18 protein-coding genes are annotated in these 17,428 nt (G+C 38.5%); 15 read left to right on the forward strand and 3 right to left on the reverse strand.

Annotation, left to right across the window (positions count from 1 at the left end; translation table 11 throughout):
• Positions 1–94: 94 nt before the first annotated feature.
• The 7 genes from PQ511_RS12410 to PQ511_RS12440 all read left to right on the forward strand — a co-directional run bounded on the left by PQ511_RS12410 (position 95) and on the right by PQ511_RS12440 (position 7,941).
• Positions 95–832 (forward strand): pseudouridine synthase, encoded by a 738-nt coding sequence (locus PQ511_RS12410; RefSeq protein WP_273852221.1) that lies wholly within the window; start codon positions 95–97, stop codon positions 830–832.
• Between the two features lie 64 nt (positions 833–896).
• Positions 897–1,424: a thiol-disulfide oxidoreductase ResA gene (gene resA, locus PQ511_RS12415; protein ID WP_273852222.1), complete on the forward strand. Its 528-nt coding sequence runs from the start codon at positions 897–899 to the stop codon at positions 1,422–1,424.
• 12 nt (positions 1,425–1,436) lie between these two features.
• A complete protein-coding gene (resB, locus tag PQ511_RS12420; RefSeq protein WP_273852223.1) occupies positions 1,437–3,062 on the forward strand; it encodes a cytochrome c biogenesis protein ResB in 1,626 nt (541 codons plus the stop codon).
• A gap of 29 nt (positions 3,063–3,091) precedes the next feature.
• Positions 3,092–4,291, forward strand: a complete 1,200-nt coding sequence (gene ccsB, locus PQ511_RS12425) for a c-type cytochrome biogenesis protein CcsB (protein ID WP_273852224.1) — start codon at positions 3,092–3,094, stop codon at positions 4,289–4,291.
• A gap of 185 nt (positions 4,292–4,476) precedes the next feature.
• Positions 4,477–5,193 carry a response regulator transcription factor gene (locus PQ511_RS12430; RefSeq protein ID WP_224591781.1) on the forward strand — a complete coding sequence of 239 codons (717 nt, stop codon included), beginning with the start codon at positions 4,477–4,479 and terminating at the stop codon, positions 5,191–5,193.
• Positions 5,193–6,974, forward strand: a complete 1,782-nt coding sequence (locus PQ511_RS12435) for an ATP-binding protein (RefSeq protein WP_273852225.1) — start codon at positions 5,193–5,195, stop codon at positions 6,972–6,974. The genes PQ511_RS12430 and PQ511_RS12435 overlap by 1 nt, the downstream gene beginning before the upstream one ends.
• 157 nt (positions 6,975–7,131) lie before the next feature.
• On the forward strand, positions 7,132–7,941 hold the full coding sequence (locus PQ511_RS12440; RefSeq protein WP_273852226.1) for a histidinol-phosphatase: 810 nt from the start codon (positions 7,132–7,134) through the stop codon (positions 7,939–7,941).
• A gap of 42 nt (positions 7,942–7,983) precedes the next feature.
• On the opposite strand, the gene serA is transcribed toward PQ511_RS12440, so the two are convergent.
• Positions 7,984–9,567 carry a phosphoglycerate dehydrogenase gene (gene serA, locus PQ511_RS12445; protein ID WP_273852227.1) on the reverse strand — a complete coding sequence of 528 codons (1,584 nt, stop codon included), beginning with the start codon at positions 9,565–9,567 and terminating at the stop codon, positions 7,984–7,986.
• A 164-nt stretch (positions 9,568–9,731) separates the two neighbouring features.
• On the reverse strand, positions 9,732–9,980 hold the full coding sequence (locus PQ511_RS12450) for a ferredoxin (protein ID WP_098444014.1): 249 nt from the start codon (positions 9,978–9,980) through the stop codon (positions 9,732–9,734).
• 167 nt (positions 9,981–10,147) lie between these two features.
• On the opposite strand from PQ511_RS12450, the gene PQ511_RS12455 reads away from it, so the two are divergent.
• The 4 genes from PQ511_RS12455 to PQ511_RS12470 all read left to right on the forward strand — a co-directional run bounded on the left by PQ511_RS12455 (position 10,148) and on the right by PQ511_RS12470 (position 14,066).
• Positions 10,148–11,245: a YpbB family protein gene (locus tag PQ511_RS12455; protein WP_273852228.1), complete on the forward strand. Its 1,098-nt coding sequence runs from the start codon at positions 10,148–10,150 to the stop codon at positions 11,243–11,245.
• Positions 11,245–12,783, forward strand: a complete 1,539-nt coding sequence (locus PQ511_RS12460) for a RecQ family ATP-dependent DNA helicase (protein WP_273852229.1) — start codon at positions 11,245–11,247, stop codon at positions 12,781–12,783. The genes PQ511_RS12455 and PQ511_RS12460 overlap by 1 nt, the downstream gene beginning before the upstream one ends.
• Positions 12,764–13,360 carry a CPBP family intramembrane glutamic endopeptidase gene (locus PQ511_RS12465; protein ID WP_273852230.1) on the forward strand — a complete coding sequence of 199 codons (597 nt, stop codon included), beginning with the start codon at positions 12,764–12,766 and terminating at the stop codon, positions 13,358–13,360. Before PQ511_RS12460 ends, PQ511_RS12465 begins: the two co-directional genes overlap by 20 nt.
• A 265-nt stretch (positions 13,361–13,625) precedes the next feature.
• On the forward strand, positions 13,626–14,066 hold the full coding sequence (locus PQ511_RS12470) for a DUF2663 family protein (protein WP_273852231.1): 441 nt from the start codon (positions 13,626–13,628) through the stop codon (positions 14,064–14,066).
• Positions 14,067–14,069: 3 nt separating this feature from the next.
• Here the strand turns inward: PQ511_RS12470 and PQ511_RS12475 are convergent, their stop codons facing one another.
• A complete protein-coding gene (locus tag PQ511_RS12475) occupies positions 14,070–14,285 on the reverse strand; it encodes a hypothetical protein (protein WP_273852232.1) in 216 nt (71 codons plus the stop codon).
• A 210-nt stretch (positions 14,286–14,495) separates the two neighbouring features.
• Between PQ511_RS12475 and PQ511_RS12480 the strand changes: the two genes are divergently transcribed.
• The 4 genes from PQ511_RS12480 (at position 14,496) to PQ511_RS12495 (ending at position 17,360) form a co-directional block, all read left to right on the forward strand.
• The gene (locus tag PQ511_RS12480) at positions 14,496–15,131 is read left to right on the forward strand and encodes a CBS domain-containing protein (RefSeq protein WP_273852233.1); all 636 of its coding nucleotides are present in this window, start codon (positions 14,496–14,498) and stop codon (positions 15,129–15,131) included.
• Between the two features lie 58 nt (positions 15,132–15,189).
• On the forward strand, positions 15,190–15,588 hold the full coding sequence (locus PQ511_RS12485) for a hypothetical protein (RefSeq protein WP_273852234.1): 399 nt from the start codon (positions 15,190–15,192) through the stop codon (positions 15,586–15,588).
• A complete protein-coding gene (locus tag PQ511_RS12490; protein WP_273852235.1) occupies positions 15,585–16,343 on the forward strand; it encodes a metallophosphoesterase in 759 nt (252 codons plus the stop codon). Before PQ511_RS12485 ends, PQ511_RS12490 begins: the two co-directional genes overlap by 4 nt.
• A 93-nt stretch (positions 16,344–16,436) precedes the next feature.
• Positions 16,437–17,360, forward strand: coding sequence for a MerR family transcriptional regulator (locus PQ511_RS12495; RefSeq protein WP_273852236.1), 924 nt, complete (start codon positions 16,437–16,439; stop codon positions 17,358–17,360).
• Positions 17,361–17,428: the final 68 nt, after the last annotated feature.

The raw sequence follows: 17,428 nt of genomic DNA on the forward strand, positions 1-17,428 counted from the left end.
GAACATTCCAGTTTGAGCATAATAAATGATAGAATGAATCTGTGCTTGAGGTTTGACGGTGACAAGAGTATGATGTTTTAGTGAGGTGAATTTGATGGAACGTTTGCAAAAAGTAATTGCTCAAGCTGGAGTAACATCCAGACGAAAAGCAGAAACATTGATTGAAGAGGGTCGAGTGAAAGTAAACGGCAAAGTCGTAACAGAGCTTGGCACAAAAGTATCTGAACGCTGTAAAATTGAAGTGAACGGGATTCCGGTAGAACGAGAAGAACCGGTTTATTTTTTGTTTTATAAACCAACAGGCGTCATTTCTTCAGTAGAAGATGATAAAGGAAGAAAAGCGGTTACCGATTACTTCCATGAAATTGAAGAGCGGGTTTTTCCTGTTGGAAGACTTGATTACGATACGTCAGGGGCTCTGCTTCTAACAAATGATGGGGATTTTGCGAATAAGCTGATGCATCCAAGCTATCATGTGGATAAGGTTTACGTGGCGAAGGTGAAAGGCTTAATGAACAAAGAAACCATTCAAAAGCTTGAAAGAGGTGTGCAGCTTGAAGATGGCAAAACATCAAAAGCACGCGCAAGAATCTTGTCTGTTGATAAACAAAAAGAGAAATCGATTGTCGAACTAACGATTCACGAAGGGAAAAACCGTCAAGTACGTCGGATGTTCGAAACATTAGGTTTTCCATTACAGAAGCTAAAGCGAGAACGCTATGGCTTTTTAGAACTTACTGGAATGAATCCTGGGGATTATCGTGAGTTAAAACCTTTCGAAGTAAAGCAGCTTCGAAACCAAGCTGTCACACAAAATTCAAAAAAACGATAAGGTGACACCTTAACGACACGTTATAGTGAGAGTAGTATTGCTTTGTTTGATTGGAGTTGGTTCGATGAAAAAGAAAAACCGGCTGATCGTGCGGACTGTTATATTGGCAATTGTCTTTATAGCAGTCGGCTATACGTTCTATACAAACTTCTTCGCAAATGAAAGCGGAATCGTACAAGCCGGAGATCAGGCACCTAACTTTATTTTAACCGATTTAGAAGGAAATGAAGTAGAGCTTGAAGACTACAGAGGAAAAGGTGTCTTTCTGAATTTCTGGGCAACTTATTGCGAGCCTTGTAAAGATGAGATGCCAGCAATGGATAAAAAATATAAAGAATACAAAGAAAAAGGCGTAGAGATCCTTGCAGTGAACGTTTCAGAACCTAAGTTGACTGCAGAAAGCTTTGCTGACCGATATAATCTGAGTTTTCCAGTGTTGCTTGATAAAAGCAATGATGTGACCAATCACTATGGAGTTGGGCCAATTCCAGTCACCTTTTTAATTGATAAGGATGGAAAGGTCGTTCAAAAAACGGAAGCTAGTCTTTCAGAAAAAGTCATTGATAGCTATATGAAGCAAATCCAACCGTAATGGGGTGTTCCAATGAGCGACAAAAACATCACCTGTGAATGCGGACATATAAACCCTTATGGAACTGAGATATGCGAAGTATGTGGTAAACCGCTTCAAGGAGATTTAGAATCTAAGAAACTGTTGAACATGAGATACGAGGGAAGTGCTCGGAGGTCTCAAACATACAAAACGACGATCATTGATAAGATTTGGAACTTTTTTTCATCCGTTAAGGTTGGAATATGGATCATCGTATTATTGCTCGTGGCTTCTGCGATAGGCACGATTTTCCCACAAGAAATGTACATACCACCACTGTCAGACCCGACAGTGTATTACAAAGAACAATATGGTGTACTTGGCCAACTGTATTATGACCTTGGTTTTCATAATTTATACGGCTCCTGGTGGTACATGCTGTTAATTGCTGCACTTGGACTATCTTTAATTGTGGCAAGTCTTGATCGATTTGTTCCATTGTACCGTTCATTAAAAAAACAGCGTGTCATTCGTCATGAGAGCTTTATGAAACGCCAAAAATATTTTGGTGTCACAGAAATGAAAGAGAATACGGCGAACTTACAGGAAATTAAAAAAGCTTTAGAAAATAAGCGCTATCATGTAAAAGAAGAAGATGGTCACCTTTTCGCTGAGAAAAACCGATTTTCAAGATGGGGACCATATGTGAATCATATTGGACTTATCCTATTTTTGATCGGCGGTATGCTTCGCTTTTTCCCTGGCATGTATGTGGATGAAGTTCTCTGGTTAAGAGAAGGCGAAACAGAAAAAATTAAAGGCACGGAAGAAGCCTATTATTTACAAAGTGATGGGTTTATATTAGAAACCTATGATAATAACGATGAAAAATTTAAAAATGCGATTGAAGAATCAGGACAAGCAGCTGTTGCGAAAAATTACCAAACAGACGCTGTGTTGTATAAGCAGGTTGGGGAAAGAATTGCGGGAACTGAACCGAAACTTGAGAAAGTAAAAGAGCATCCTATTCAAGTCAATAAGCCTCTTAAGTTCGATGGTTATGCGGTTTATCAAGTGGATTATAAGTTAAATGAACTTCAATCGATGTCGTTTACAATGGACAATAAGGAAACTGGGGAATCTGTCGGAGACCTTACCATTGATTTGTATAATCCAGATAAATCATATGATCTAGAGAGTGGATATCGTGTAGAAGTCATGGATTATTTTCCTGACTTTGAATTTAACGATGAAGGTGAACCCACGACTAAATCGAAAGTTCCCAATAATCCTGCATTTATTCTAAATATGGTTTCACCGACCCATCCGGATGGAGAAGTCGCTTTTGTTGCAATTAAACAGAATTTAGAGCCGCTCGGAGAAAATGATTACAAAATGTCGTTTCAAAACGTCGATACTAAAAATGTTTCTGGACTGGTTGTGAGGAAAGACAATACGCTATGGATTCTCGCTATCGGCGGAGCCATTTTTATGATTGGAGTTATTCAGGGAATGTACTGGAATCATCGTCGAATTTGGATTCGACGAAAAGAGAATGACATCTGGCTATCTTCTCACACCAATAAAAACTGGTATGGTCTAAAGCGTGAACTTGAAAGTATCACCTCGCAAACTGGACTTCAAATGCCAATGGATCAGGCAGAACAAAAGAAATAGATGATTAGCACGAAGGGAGGCAAGATAAGATGGCTCAATTAAGCAGTAACTTGCTTTATGTCGCTTTTTTTATCTACTTTGCAGCGAGTATCGTTTTCGCCATTTCTCTATTCGGAAGAAAATGGAGAAAGTCAGATGAAGAAACGCACGCAAGAAAATGGGGAATGTGGGGCTTTGCTTTATCCACGGTCGGATTTCTTTTTCAACTGAGTTATTTTATTACACGATGGATTGCTGCTGGGCATGCACCAGTTAGTAACTTGTTTGAATTCACCACATTTTTCGGGATGGCAATGGTCTTTGCTTTCTTGATTATCTACTTAATCTATCGAAGTAACGTAATCGGCGTTTTTGCCATGCCGGTTGCTATTATTGTCATCGCTTATGCAAGCGTATTTCCATCAGATATTCAACCGCTTATACCAGCTCTGCAAAGTAACTGGCTAAAAATCCATGTCACTACAGCAGCTCTTGGAGAAGGGATTTTATCCATTAGTTTTGCTGCAGGGCTAGTTTACCTTGTCAAAACGGTCAATCAAACGAAGGCAAGCAAATCGACTTTTTGGCTTGAATTTGTCATGTACTCTTTAATTAGTACGATTGCTTTTGTTGTTCTTTCACTTGGTTTTGAAGCAGCGGGATATTCCACTACTTATCAATTTATTGATCAGAATGAGCAACAAGTGACAGTAGATTATACGTTACCAGCGCTTGCTGGACCAAATAATGGAGAATACGTAAGTGGTAATGAGTTTGGACCCCTTTTTGAAACACCAGGCTGGATGAAGGGAGAAAAAGCTGCTCATAAATTGAATACGTTAATCTGGTCAATGGTTGGTGGACTCGTTTTTTATGGATTGATTAGGTTAATTTTACGCAGGCGAATTGGCGCAGCTATACAACCTACCCTAAAAAATGTAAACGAAGAACTCGTAGATGAAATCCAATACCGAGCAGTCGCGATCGGCTTCCCAGTCTTTACACTTGGCGCCCTCATCTTCGCAATGATTTGGGCACAGGCAGCTTGGACAAGATTTTGGGGATGGGACCCTAAAGAGGTTTGGGCGCTAGTGACCTTCCTCTTTTATGCGGCATATTTGCACTTACGTCTATCAAGGGGTTGGCAAGGTGAAAAGTCAGCTTGGCTTGCTGTAGTTGGATTTGTGATTATTATGCTAAATCTTGTTGTCGTTAATCTAGTTATTTCTGGTCTTCATTCGTATGCATAACAAAGAAAACCTTCACGAATAGTGAAGGTTTTCTTATAAGCTGACCATGGTTGTCAATTCATTTACTATCCAAGGTTTACTGGGATAGGCAACGGAGGAATAAGAGCATGACTCCCTGGCGCTGGTCTGACATGCTTAGTACATGGTAGAATAGAACACATGAGCTCATGTAGGAGGTAATCTTCTTGGAAAAAGATGCACGAATATTAATTGTAGATGACGAAGAGCGTATTCGTAAGTTACTACGTATGTACCTAGAAAGAGAAAACTATGAAATTGAAGAAGCAGAAAATGGTGAACAAGCACTTGAGATTGCGATTGAAGAGGATTTTGATCTCATTCTGCTTGATCTTATGCTACCAGGCATGGATGGCATTGAAGTTTGTCAGCAAATGCGTGAACAAAAAGCAACCCCTGTCATTATGTTAACAGCAAAAGGGGAAGAAGCTAACCGCGTTCAGGGTTTTGAAGTTGGAGCAGATGACTATATTACGAAACCATTTAGCCCGCGGGAAGTCGTTCTTCGAGTGAAGGCGTTACTAAGAAGGTCTTCAACAACCAAATTTCTACAAACAGAAACGACGACTAAAAACGTGATTGTGTTCCCGCATCTCACGATTGATCATGATGCCCATCGCGTCTTAGCTGAGGAACAAATTATTAATCTAACACCGAAAGAATATGAGCTTTTGTATTACCTTGCAAAAGCCCCGGATAAAGTATTTTCTCGTGAAGACCTATTGAAAGATGTATGGAATTACGAATTTTTTGGAGATCTTCGTACCGTAGATACTCATGTGAAACGACTGCGAGAGAAGTTAAACAAGGTCTCTCCAAAAGCTGCTGCGATGATCTCAACGGTTTGGGGTGTTGGGTATAAGTTCGAGGCAGTTAAAGACTAATGATTTGGAGAAGTGTCGTTGGTAAGCTCTGGCTGACCATTATCTTATTGGTAGCGTTTGTATTATCCATCTTAACGATTTTGTTACTTCAGTTCTTCGAGGATTTTCATGTTGAAAAAGAAGCAGAACAGATGGAAAGACTGGCGAATAAAGTGGCTTCTGTTATTGAACGATATGACGATCGTGATCAAGCGCTTGAAACTGCGTGGGAGATCACGGATTTCTACCCAACTAGGGTATTGATTATTGAAAAAGAAGAAAGCGGAGAGTTATGGTATTCACCTAATTCGCATGAACTACCAAAATTACCATTAGACGTATTTAAAGAAGATGCCATTCTAAAAGATGTATTTACTGAACGAAAAACCGTTGTGAAACAGGGAGACTTTGAAACGGATCCTGATTCACATAATGAGCTCTTAATCGTAGGCGTACCAATGGAAATTGACGGGGAAGACGATAGTGCGGTGTTCTTATACCAATCTCTCGATGTTATAGCCAAGACAACCAGTCAGGCTAGGAATTTAATCTACATAGCTGCTGGAATTGCTATTGTGTTAACAACCATATTCGCTTTTTTCTTATCAACCCGAATAACCGCTCCATTACTTAAAATGAGAGAAGCAGCTACTCAGGTAGCTAAAGGGAAATTCGATACAAAAGTTCCAATGGTGACACATGATGAGATCGGCGAACTTTCTGTCGCTTTTAATCGTATGGGACGACAATTAAATAATTATGTTACCGCTTTGAATCAGGAGAAAGAGCAGCTTTCGAGTATTTTAAGTAGCATGGCTGATGGTGTTATTACATTTGATAAAACAGGTGCAATTTTAAGTACGAATCCTCCGGCTGAACGTTTTCTAAAAGCATGGTATTACGAACAGGGAATGGAAGAGGACCCTGAAAAGGAAGTGCCAGAGGATATTAATGAATTGTTCAGTTTAGTCGTCATGCTCGAACGTGAGCAACTGACTGAAGTGGAATTTCAAGGAAGAAGCTGGGTTGTTGTGATGACGCCTCTCTATAATCAGTCTACCATCCGCGGGGCCGTTGCGGTATTTCGGGACATGACTGAAGAGCGTAGGCTCGATAAGTTAAGAAAAGACTTTATCGCAAACGTCTCACATGAGCTGCGAACGCCGATTGCGATGCTTCAAGGGTATAGTGAGGCGATCGTGGATGATATCGCTAGCAGTGAGGAAGAGAAGAAAGAAGTAGCACAGATCATTTATGATGAATCCCTAAGAATGGGGAGGCTAGTGAATGAACTGCTTGATCTCGCTAGAATGGAAGCCGGTCACAATGAATTGCATTATAGCTCCGTTCATTTGCAAGACTTTGGCCAAAGGATATTACGTAAATTCTCTGGTCTTGCGAGAGATCGTGATGTGATTCTAAAGTTTCACGTCTCAAATAAGGATCGAATGTTAATGATTGATCCTGACCGAATCGAACAGGTGTTAACCAATTTGTTAGACAATGCTGTAAGACATACACCAGGCGAAGGTGAGGTGAGCTTACTAATCACGTCCCTTGAAAAAGGTGTTCAATTTGATGTTACAGATACAGGTTCAGGCATTCCTGAGGATGATCTTCCATTTGTATTTGAACGCTTTTATAAAGCAGACAAAGCGCGTACAAGAGGAAGGGCAGGGACTGGTCTAGGGTTAGCGATTGCTCGTAATATTGTTGAATCTCATCTAGGTCATATATCGGTTCACAGCAAAAGCGGAGAAGGGACAACCTTCTCGTTCTTTATCCCAGATAAGTCAGAGTGACAGCGCTGGTCATGTGAACGAATAAAGAAAGCTTCCGTGAATGACGGAAGCTTTTTTAGTGAAGAAAAAGGAGAGGGAAAGGTATCCTTTCTTCCCGTTAATGCGTTACAATAATAATGGAAACTGTCAAACTAGTGCGATAAAAGGAGCTGAAGCTATGTATACGGATTATCATAATCATCTTGAGAAAGGTACGTTGACTCTGGACTATTTAACTCAGTTTGTTGAGGAAGCAAAGAGAAAGAACGTAAGTCATTTTGGTATTTCTGAGCATGCGTATCATTTTTATGAAACACAAAATATTTTAAGTAATCCATGGGTAAATGAACGAAGATGGTACCACATGGAGGATTATGTTCGCCTCTTTCAACAAGCAGAGGAGAAAGGCATGGACGTTAAAATGTCCATTGAAATGGATTACACTCCTGGGAAACATCACGAGATGAAAGAATTTATATCTGGCTATAACTTTGATTATGTCATTGGATCAATTCATTGGGTGGATGATTTTGGTATTGATTTAGCAGAGTATCGTCATCTTTGGGACGAAAGAGATGTTAACGCAGTCTACCGTAACTATTTTAACCAAGTCGTTACGCTAGCAGAATCAAATTTATTTGATATAGTCGGCCATCTCGATTTGGTAAAGATCTTTAAATACAAGCCAAAAAGTCGTGACTTTCTACTAGAACAATATGATCGAGCAACAAATGCGTTATCCCAATCCAAAACATGTGTTGAAATTAGTACAGCAGGTTTAAGAAAGCCTGTAGGAGAGCTCTATCCTGATCCTGAGCTCCTGAAAATGTGCTACGAGAAGGATATTCCGATTGTTCTCTCATCAGACGCTCATGTTCCTACAGACGTAGGGGCAGATTATGATCAAGCTGTAGCTCTTGCGAAATCAGTAGGATATTCTAAGTTAATGACATTTGAAAAAGGGGAACGAAAATCAATCTCCTTATAGAAAAAAGGAACAAGAGTTCAATCCTCTTGTTCCTTTTTAATATCATGAAACACCACCAATTTGTTCAACCTTCACAATATCCTGTACGGTTTCTAGCGTTTCCTCAATATTCTTCGGTAACGGTGCATCAAACGATAACATCATAATCGCCTCACCACCGGCGGTTTTTCTTCCTACCTGCATAGTGGCGATGTTTATTTCATGTTCTCCAAGTACTTTCCCAACGTTACCAATAACTCCAGGACGGTCATTGTGTTGAATATAGAGAAGATGGCCCTGAGGATGGAAGTCGATATCAAATCCATTTAATTGTGTGATTCGATCACCATACTCTTTTATATAAGTGCCCTGAAGAGAGAAGGCTTCTTTATCACCTTTTACTGAAACCGAAATAAGGTTTGAATAGCCATGAGTCTCAGAACTGTGTTTTTCGCCATAAGTAATTCCTCTTTCTTTTGCAATTGAAGGCGCATTAACTTCATTAACCGTTGTATCTAATCTTGACTTTAGGAAAGATGCCATTAAGTTTCTAGTTAAAATAGCGGTATCCAATTCAGTCAGTTTACCTGCATAAGTCACTTCTACTAGGTTCACTGCTGATTTCATACATTGAGACAATATGCTTCCCATTTTACGAGTAAGCTCATAATAAGGCTTGATTTTTTCATATTCCTCCTTGGAAAAACCTGGCAAGTTTATGGCGTTACGAATTGGTTTTTCTTTTAGAAAATGGAGGACTTCATCTGCAACCTGAGCAGCAACGTTGAGCTGAGCTTCTTTTGTAGAAGCTCCCAAATGTGGAGTGGCAATGACTTGATCATAACGAAGAAGTGGGTGATCGGCCTCTGGTGGTTCTGTCACAAAAACATCTAGCGCAACACCGCCAATGTGTCCTGAATCCAAATATGGAATAAGGGCTTTTTCATCGATAATTCCACCACGAGCGCAGTTAATTAAGAATACCCCTTTTTTCGTTTTTGCTAGGGTTTCTTCGTTTAAAAGACCGCGCGTTTTGTCTGTTAATGGCGTATGAACAGTAATAATATCTGCTACTTCAAGTAAATGGTCAAATTCAACAGACTGAACATCTAATTTTTCAGCTCGATCATTTGTTAAGAATGGATCAAATACCACCACGTCCATTCCAAAAGCTCTTGCTCGTCTAGAAAGTTCAGTTCCGATACGGCCCATTCCAACAATGCCTAGGGTTTTTCCGCTAAGTTCGGTACCAACGTATTGCTTTCTCATCCATTTCCCACTTTTTAAAGAAGAAGTTCCCTGTGGGATGTTACGAGCTAAAGAAGCCATCATTGCGAAAGTATGTTCCGTCGTGGAAATCGTATTCCCGTCTGGAGCATTTACGACAATAACGCCTCGCTTTGTTGCAGCATCAATATCAATGTTATCGACTCCAACTCCTGCTCTCGCAACAATCCTTAACGCTGGCATTTGGTCAAGCACTTCTGCAGTTACTTTTGTGGCGCTTCTGACAAGTAAAGCTTCATACTGATCAAGACGATCACTGTAATCATTTAAAGATCCAATGTCACATGTGAGGGTACTTTCATTTAACAGCGGCTGTAAACCATCTTCTTTAATACCATCAGTTACTAGAACGTAAGCCAACTTCTCCACTCCCTTTGTCTCTCTCTTCGCATTTTTTAGAAAACTAATACTTTACTTTTTATCATGAAAGCACTAAAGTGTCAATTTCTATAGTGACATTTCCTAAGGAAACTTATAAAATAAAAAAATCCCCGATTAAAAAAATCAGGGATTTCAAACAAGGTTTATTCAAATTTTGTTGCGTCTCCATCAAAAGACTCGTCTGCAATCTTGATTGAATCAGTAGGACAACCTTCAAACGCATCCATCATATCTTCGTGAAGCACTTCAGGAATCTCAACGATCCCTTCGTTATCATCAAGTGTTACAAATGCAATACCCTCGTCGTCATAATCATAAATATCAGGTGCTGCTGCGCCACAAGCTCCACAGGCAATACATGTGTCTTTATCTACAATAGTATACTTAGCCATGATTTAACCTCCTATTCAATACTTCTATATGCCTTTCATCGTCTTTTTATTCGTAAATGAAAGTTTTTAATAATCTTATTGTAAAGGTGATGCCTTGACTTTTCAATAGTTTAATCCTTTTATTAACACCTATTTGAATCTTTCCCGGTTTTAAAAGAAGTAAACTAATGAAAAAATTTGATACAATAATGGGGAAGGAAATAGGTGATGGATTCATGCAATATTTTGACGTTGTGCTATTATATATTTTTGACCGGTTTAAGGGAGAACGTTCACTATCAGCTGTTTACCATCTTCTAACTGGAAAGAAATCTTCTCAAACGATTCAGGATGGAAAGCTTTTTAATATAGGACAGTTCTTTGGGGTTCTAAAGAAGTTAAAGCGGGCTAAGCTTGACCACCATGTGTTCTCTCTTCAACAGGACGGTTTAATTAAACCAAATGAACATGAGGGTTACATCATTACATCAAGTGGGAGAGAAATAGTAACTTCTTTTTTGGACTCAAACCCTTTACCAGAATATTTAGCAGGCTGGCAATACCATCAGATAAGTGATGTATACTGGCAACGGCTTAGTTTATTCATACAAAGCCTTTCTTATTCAATACATGATAACATGAGCTTTTATCCAATTAGTAAAGATGAAACAATTCAAAACTGGGTAAAAAAACATTTCCCAGGCACTAAAGAAAAGCGACTGCTCGTTGCAGAAAAGCTGTTTCAAGAAATGGAAACGATTCTTAAAAAAATACCAGATCGTGACGCCTGTTTGTTTGTCATGAGGCTTAGCGGCAGAGAAAGAACGGGTTTAACGATTAGTCAACTAGCGGATATGCAAAAGATCAGCTACGAAGAGACATCGATACGTTTTCAAAGCGTCATTCATGCTTTTCTGAAGTTAGTTCGTGACCACTCATCTCAATTCCCTATTCTTACATCAATGATAGAAGGAGTAGGTGGTGAGCTACCGTTAACTTTATCAACAAAGCAAACGTATAAACTGATAGAATCTGGTATGACAATGGAGCAAATCGCTGACTTTCGACGACTTAAAAGAAGCACCATTGAGGATCACGTTGTGGAAATAGCGATAAATGTCCCTGATTTCTCTATTGATGCATTTGTTGACCCACAGGCTCAAGAGGAAATTCGCTTAGCTAGTAAAGAGATCAATAGCCAGCGATTAAAATTGATAAAGAACTATGTGAAAGATCAATATACCTATTTTGAAATCCGATTAACTCTTTGCAAAGAAGGGATTTAATGCCGTTAACAGATTTATTATTTAAACATTTTGGCTACCGAGAGTTTCGTTTTGGCCAGGAACAAATTATTATGGACGTACTTAACAAAAGAGACGTTTTCGCAATGCTTCCTACAGGAGCAGGGAAATCGCTATGTTATCAACTACCGTATTATACGGGGATTTCTCCCATTCTTATCGTTTCCCCGCTCGTGTCATTAATGGAAGATCAAGTTCAACAACTTAAAGCGAGAGGGGAAAAGCGGGTTATCGCATTAAATGGTTTTCTAGATTATGAAAAAAGAATCGATATTCTAAAGAATCTATCCTATTATTCGTTTATCTTTGTATCACCAGAAATTCTTCAAAATAAATTTGTTTTCCAATCATTAAAGAAAATAAATATCGAATTAATGGTGGTGGATGAAGCACACTGTATCTCTCAATGGGGACATGACTTTAGAACGGACTATTTAAAGCTTGGAGAAATACGAGAAGCGTTTGGTGATCCGCCAATTCTTGCTCTTACCGCTACAGCTACCGAAGATGTTCGTCGTGATATTCTTCATCAATTAAATATGCGCAATCCGGCTATTCACGTACATAGTGTCGATCGCCCTAATATTGCAATTAAGCTTGAAAAACATTCTTCTCTTGAAACAAAGGTCCAGGCGGTTAAGAAATATGCACTTGAACTCAAAGGTCCAGGGATTATTTACTTTTCAAGTCGAAGTTGGGCAGATAAGTTAGCGAAAGCCTTAAGTGATGAGGGTGGAGAAAGTGCAGCATATCATGCAGGAATGGAACAGGAAGATCGTCTTTTAATTCAACAACAGTTTTTAAATGATGAACTAACGATTATTTGTTCTACTAATGCTTTTGGAATGGGAATTAACAAAAGTAATATCCGGTTTGTGATTCATTTTCATCCACCTTCTACTATTGAGAGCTATTTGCAAGAAATAGGTCGTGCTGGAAGAGATCAACTTCCATCCATCGCGATTCACTTGTATACAGAAGAAGATGAGTTTTTACCACTTTCTTTTATTGATTCAGAACTCCCTAAGGAACAAGAAGTAGAAGAAGTGTTACGAGACTTTTCAGGTAGAGTAGGAACAGCATACTCCAGTTTTCAGCTTGAACGTGAAGGAGATCGGTTTGGTTTTACCGAAACGGCATGGCGTTATTTGCTTCATCAGCTAGAAGGACTAGGGATTGTCCAAAATAAACAGATTCAATCATTTGAAGTAGAGGTCAGTTTTAAAAAAATACAATCAGCCACTGAACAACATCGAAAAGCAAAGCTTCTCAAATGGTTTCGATTTAAAAGCTGGCTAGAAGAAAAGCAGTGCAGAAGGAAAGGTTTATTAGAGAGGTTTGGAGAATCCAATCATCAGGTGGATATCTGCTGTGATTATTGTGGGCTAGACCTTCAACGATATAAAGGAAGTAAATCTCAATTACAGCCTACCACTCAACATGGAGTGGATTGGGGAAGTGAATTGAGGCGCTTGCTTACCGTAAGCAAGGAGGACCACGGTGAGAAATCGACAGGCTGAAGCAGTGAAACAATTAACAGATCGAGAACTTTTACTAAATGTATATTTAACTCAGGGGATTTTGCTTCTCCTAGCAGCATTAGTTGGTTCTTTACTATTTCGAGATATAGTTTTTTTTCTGGAATTAATTGAATTTTCCTGGATCGAGATCATTGTTCTAGGTGGAGGAACAGCCTTTCTTGTTATTGGAATTGATCTTTTGCTTATGCATCTACTCTCTGAAGAAATGTTGGATGATGGAGGAATTAATGAACGGATTTTTTCTCGTCTTTCTGTTTCTCATATTTTTATACTGTCAGCTATTATTTCATTTAGTGAAGAATTGTTATTTCGAGGTGTCATTCAAACATACTTTGGGTTAATCTTTTCAAGCTTGTTATTTGCGTTTATCCATGTTCGTTATCTTTCTAAACCAGTCTTATTTATCTCTGTGGTTGGAATTAGTTTTTTAATTGGTATTTTATATGAAGTAACTGGAAACTTACTTTCAACGATCACAGCACATTTTTTAATTGATTTTATCATGGGTTGTTTCATAAAAAAGAAAGCGCGTATGTCATTACATCATGAAAGGTGAGTTTAATGAAAAGCGAAAGCCCTTTGCCTTCTAGAAAGGAATACCACCGAAATAAAAGCACAAAAAAAAAGCAGTCTCGACGTAAGGATAGTGAAGGACGGGAATCCCCTTCCTTCACGCTAATTCGAGTACTCGCTCTTCTTTTTATTGGGATGGTTGCGCTCTTCCTACTGTATTCCTACTTTCTTTGAAAATTGATTGGCCCCCCCAGTCGTAACTAGACTAGTTGATGCATAAACTAGTCTCAACTAAAGGGGGGGAGAAAGTGGACGCGCTAAAAGAATGGAAACTTCCGCAACAGTCTAAAGTAACCATTGTGCTATTACAAGAATTAGTGGAAAGAAAGAACTCTGAAAAACAATATAAAGCAAAGTCACAAACTTATGGATATTTTCTTGCTTTTATATTACTTGCCATGGGCGGGGTAGTTTGGTACGAGTTAGATCATAGTACATCTTTTTTTATAAGTGAGCTTTCTATGAGATCGCTACCGATCATGTTAATAATTAGCGGTGTAATCACTTATTTTCAGTTAAGGAAGTATTCAAAAAAAAGCAAGAAAGCGGAGGATGAGTTTGAGTCTTTAAGACTGGAGATTATCGATCGTAGCGATGAACTATTTAAAGATCAAAAACAGTGGGAAAGTCGTCATGATGTCTTTGATTATTTAAAAGAGACATATGACATTAATCTATATTATAAATAAATGTTATCTTTGCTCAGGACAGCCAAAGAAGAGATACTGTTCAATTTGGAAGTTGTTTCCATTTATAGAAAGTCCATCTTCACCAAACATCTCGATTTTTCCAAAGGCAACAGTATCTTTTAATTTTGGGCAGAAAACTTCGACGGGCATACCTAAACGACGATTGTAATCCAAATCCTCACTTCCTAATAGTGATTTGGTTTTCAGTTTGTTTATCATGATCCATCATCTCCGTTTTATTGTTTCCGTTCCAAAATGGTCTGGTTATATCTCAATCTTACCTCAAAAAGACTGAATCTTCAAGAAATTTAAAAGCACAATTTACGGAAGAAAACGATCCATTTCATCATTAATTTTTATTTTAGAAGGATATTATCTTGAAAATGTGGTATTAATTAAGTGTAGTGATTTTACAAAGAGGTGATAGTAATGTACGTACGAAGCGCAATGAAACCAATTCGAGAAACTGTTTATGTGAATGATGACACAAAGTTGGATGAAACATTAAAATTATTAAAAGAACGTGAAATTGACGGTGTGCCGGTAGTTAAAGGAACAAAGTACGTTGGAATTGTAACGTTTAATCGTATTTATAAAGCTTTCTTTAAGAGTGATATGACAGATAAGCAGAAATTCCTGTCTGAAACAAGTGCTGGTGAAATTGCATACCAAAAAGAAGTCACGGTAGATCAAGAAGAAGTGTTTGAAAACACTCTGTTGTTAGCAAAAAACGCTCCCTTAGTTGCTGTAGTTGATCAAAATGAGAATTTTATAGGAATCATAACGCGGTCGGATATACTTGATCAATTTCAAAGTGCTTTTGGCATGCGTAAGCCAGGCATAAGAATTGCTTTTGCCTCCTCAGAAACAGAAGGACGGATTGCCAGACTAGCAAAAATAGCAAAAAGTTTTCATGAAAATATCATTTCACTGTCTACATTCGATGAATCGAATCAGAATGTAAGAAGAATTGTTATGAAGATTGAAAAGAAGGAAAACATTGATCAGTTTATTGCGAAACTTGAACAAAATGGATTTAAAGTTCTAGATATAAAAGAAGTATGAGTGATTAATACCCATAAAGCCTCCTACTCTTACATAAGTTAGAGTGGGGGGTTTTACTATGCCGCTTCTACTGATAAGGATGATCGCGATATTTGGTTTGCTTTTTTTAGCAGAAAGCAACTTGAATTTTAGAAGCATGACTTTTACTGACCTGATGTTAAACAGTGGTCGTTATGGGTTTGGAGCACTTTGTTTTTTGTTTGGTTTTCTTCTCGTAGCCCGCGTAATTAGAGAACATGTCGAGGCATTTCTTGCATTAGGAATAAAAAATAAAGCTCACCGCACCACTTTGTTGGTAGAAGGAAGTTTATTAATTGGTGTTTATTGGGTAATGTTTGAAACGAATATTTGGCTATCTCTTGCATCTCTAGTAATGGCCACTATTTATGGAGCTTTAACTGCTAATATAAGAGCAGCAAGAGAATTGAAGCGTTTTCAGAGGAGTAATGAGACATGATTTATTTATTTGGGGTCGTTTTAATTGGGGTATTGCTATTCATTTACATGTGGATAGAGGCGCATTTAAACAGAGTGATCACGAAAGAGATTGAGATCAGCAATTTACCAGAAAGTTTCGAGTCGTATCGCATTTTTTTTATTTCAGACATTCATAATCGTGTCATCTCGAATAAAGTGTTGGAAAAAGTGAAAAATCAGGTCGACATTGTGGTCATTGGTGGAGATGTTATGGAAAAAGGAGTTTCGTTTTCGAAAGTACGCCAAAATATGAAAGCATTACGTGCGATCGCGCCATGTTATTTTGTTTGGGGCAATAATGATTATGAAGAAGACCCCAATCATCTTGAGCTTCTCCTAAATGAAGAAGGTATACGAATTCTAACTAATCGAGCAATCAAACTCCGTAGTGGGAAGGATAAGATTAGCTTACTTGGAATTGATGATTTATCTACAGATAATGCTTCACTTGAAGATGCTCTGAAAGAAGCAACGGAAGAAACGAAAATCCTAATTAGTCATAATCCGGACATTAAACAAAATTGGCCTGACAATAGTGGCGTACAACTGATCCTTTCAGGGCACACTCACGGAGGCCAAATTCGACTTTTAGGATGGGGAATCCGAGAAAAAGGTGGCATAAAACAAGTGAAGGGGACGACGGTTGTAATTAGTAATGGATATGGTACAACAACCTTGCCTCTGAGACTAATGGCTCCGGCGGAAACTCATATTTTTATATTAAAAAGGAAATAAATACAAAAAAACAGCGAATTGCTTATACAAAGTTTACACAAACATCATTCACCCCTTATACTAGGTGTGATAAAGGCTGTATTAGAGGGGAAGATGACGATGTCTGCAGGTAAGTATAATATAAAAGCGGTCTCAAAAAAATTGGGTATACAACCAGGGACCTTAAGGGCATGGGAAAGACGTTATAATATTATTTCTCCGATAAGAAATGAGGCAGGTCATCGTCTTTATTCGGAAGAGCATATGTCTATTCTAAAATGGCTTGTCCAAAAAACAGAGCAGGGATTTACCATAAGTCAAGCTGTGGAACTCCTTGAAAACGGGAACGATTCAACGGATACAGATAGTATGGGAGAAGATTTGGAAAGAGATCGAGCTCATATACTAGCCGATGAAATTTTAGAAGCACTATTAGCATTTGATGAGAATAAAGCGCAAGATTTACTTAACCAGGCATTTTCTGTCTTTAGTATTGATAAGGTCGTGCACGATATCCTTGCTCAACTTCTCGTCAGGGTGGGTGATTTATGGGAAAATGAGAAAATCACGATCGCTCATGAACATTTTACAAGTGCTTTTCTAAGGTCTAGAATTGGTATGATTTTCCACACACTTCCTGTGGATGGTTACCTACCAAAAGTAATGGCGGTTTGTTCTTCAGGAGAGTATCACGAACTTGGTTTGTTAATATTCACCCTTTATTTAAGACGTAAAGGGTTTGAAGTCATCTATCTTGGTTCAAGCATTCCAGAGGATGATATTGAAACAGTTGTAGAAGATACAGATCCCAAAATTTTGTTTTTATCTTGTACGCTAATGGCTAATTTACCAAGGTGTCTCGAGCTCGTTGATCGTCTAGATCAGCGTTTCTCGGATTTAACCATAGGTGTGGGCGGAGCTGCAATTGGGCATTTGCGTGGTGAAAAGAGACAAGCCTATGAGCCGTTTTTCGTTGGAAATAACAAAGAAGAATGGGATGTGTGGATTAAAGATAAAATTCAAAAGCTGACAACTTAGTGTATAGGTGTCATGACTTGTCTAAGCTCCCTTTTACAGTGTAAACTAGAAGAATATCGTCAACCATG

This window comes from Guptibacillus spartinae, from assembly GCF_028610625.1.
Classification (GTDB): domain Bacteria; phylum Bacillota; class Bacilli; order Bacillales; family Guptibacillaceae; genus Guptibacillus; species Guptibacillus spartinae.

Coding starts and splice junctions, on each gene's coding strand:
- PQ511_RS12480 (WP_273852233.1), top strand. CDS start 14,496: ATGTACGTACGAAGCGCAATGAAACCAATTCGAGAAACTGTTTATGTG.
- PQ511_RS12460 (WP_273852229.1), top strand. CDS start 11,245: ATGCCGTTAACAGATTTATTATTTAAACATTTTGGCTACCGAGAGTTT.
- PQ511_RS12440 (WP_273852226.1), top strand. CDS start 7,132: ATGTATACGGATTATCATAATCATCTTGAGAAAGGTACGTTGACTCTG.
- PQ511_RS12410 (WP_273852221.1), top strand. CDS start 95: ATGGAACGTTTGCAAAAAGTAATTGCTCAAGCTGGAGTAACATCCAGA.
- ccsB (WP_273852224.1), top strand. CDS start 3,092: ATGGCTCAATTAAGCAGTAACTTGCTTTATGTCGCTTTTTTTATCTAC.
- resB (WP_273852223.1), top strand. CDS start 1,437: ATGAGCGACAAAAACATCACCTGTGAATGCGGACATATAAACCCTTAT.
- PQ511_RS12490 (WP_273852235.1), top strand. CDS start 15,585: ATGATTTATTTATTTGGGGTCGTTTTAATTGGGGTATTGCTATTCATT.
- PQ511_RS12495 (WP_273852236.1), top strand. CDS start 16,437: ATGACGATGTCTGCAGGTAAGTATAATATAAAAGCGGTCTCAAAAAAA.
- PQ511_RS12475 (WP_273852232.1), bottom strand. CDS start 14,285: ATGATAAACAAACTGAAAACCAAATCACTATTAGGAAGTGAGGATTTG.
- PQ511_RS12455 (WP_273852228.1), top strand. CDS start 10,148: ATGAAAAAATTTGATACAATAATGGGGAAGGAAATAGGTGATGGATTC.
- PQ511_RS12450 (WP_098444014.1), bottom strand. CDS start 9,980: ATGGCTAAGTATACTATTGTAGATAAAGACACATGTATTGCCTGTGGA.
- PQ511_RS12435 (WP_273852225.1), top strand. CDS start 5,193: ATGATTTGGAGAAGTGTCGTTGGTAAGCTCTGGCTGACCATTATCTTA.
- PQ511_RS12485 (WP_273852234.1), top strand. CDS start 15,190: ATGCCGCTTCTACTGATAAGGATGATCGCGATATTTGGTTTGCTTTTT.
- resA (WP_273852222.1), top strand. CDS start 897: ATGAAAAAGAAAAACCGGCTGATCGTGCGGACTGTTATATTGGCAATT.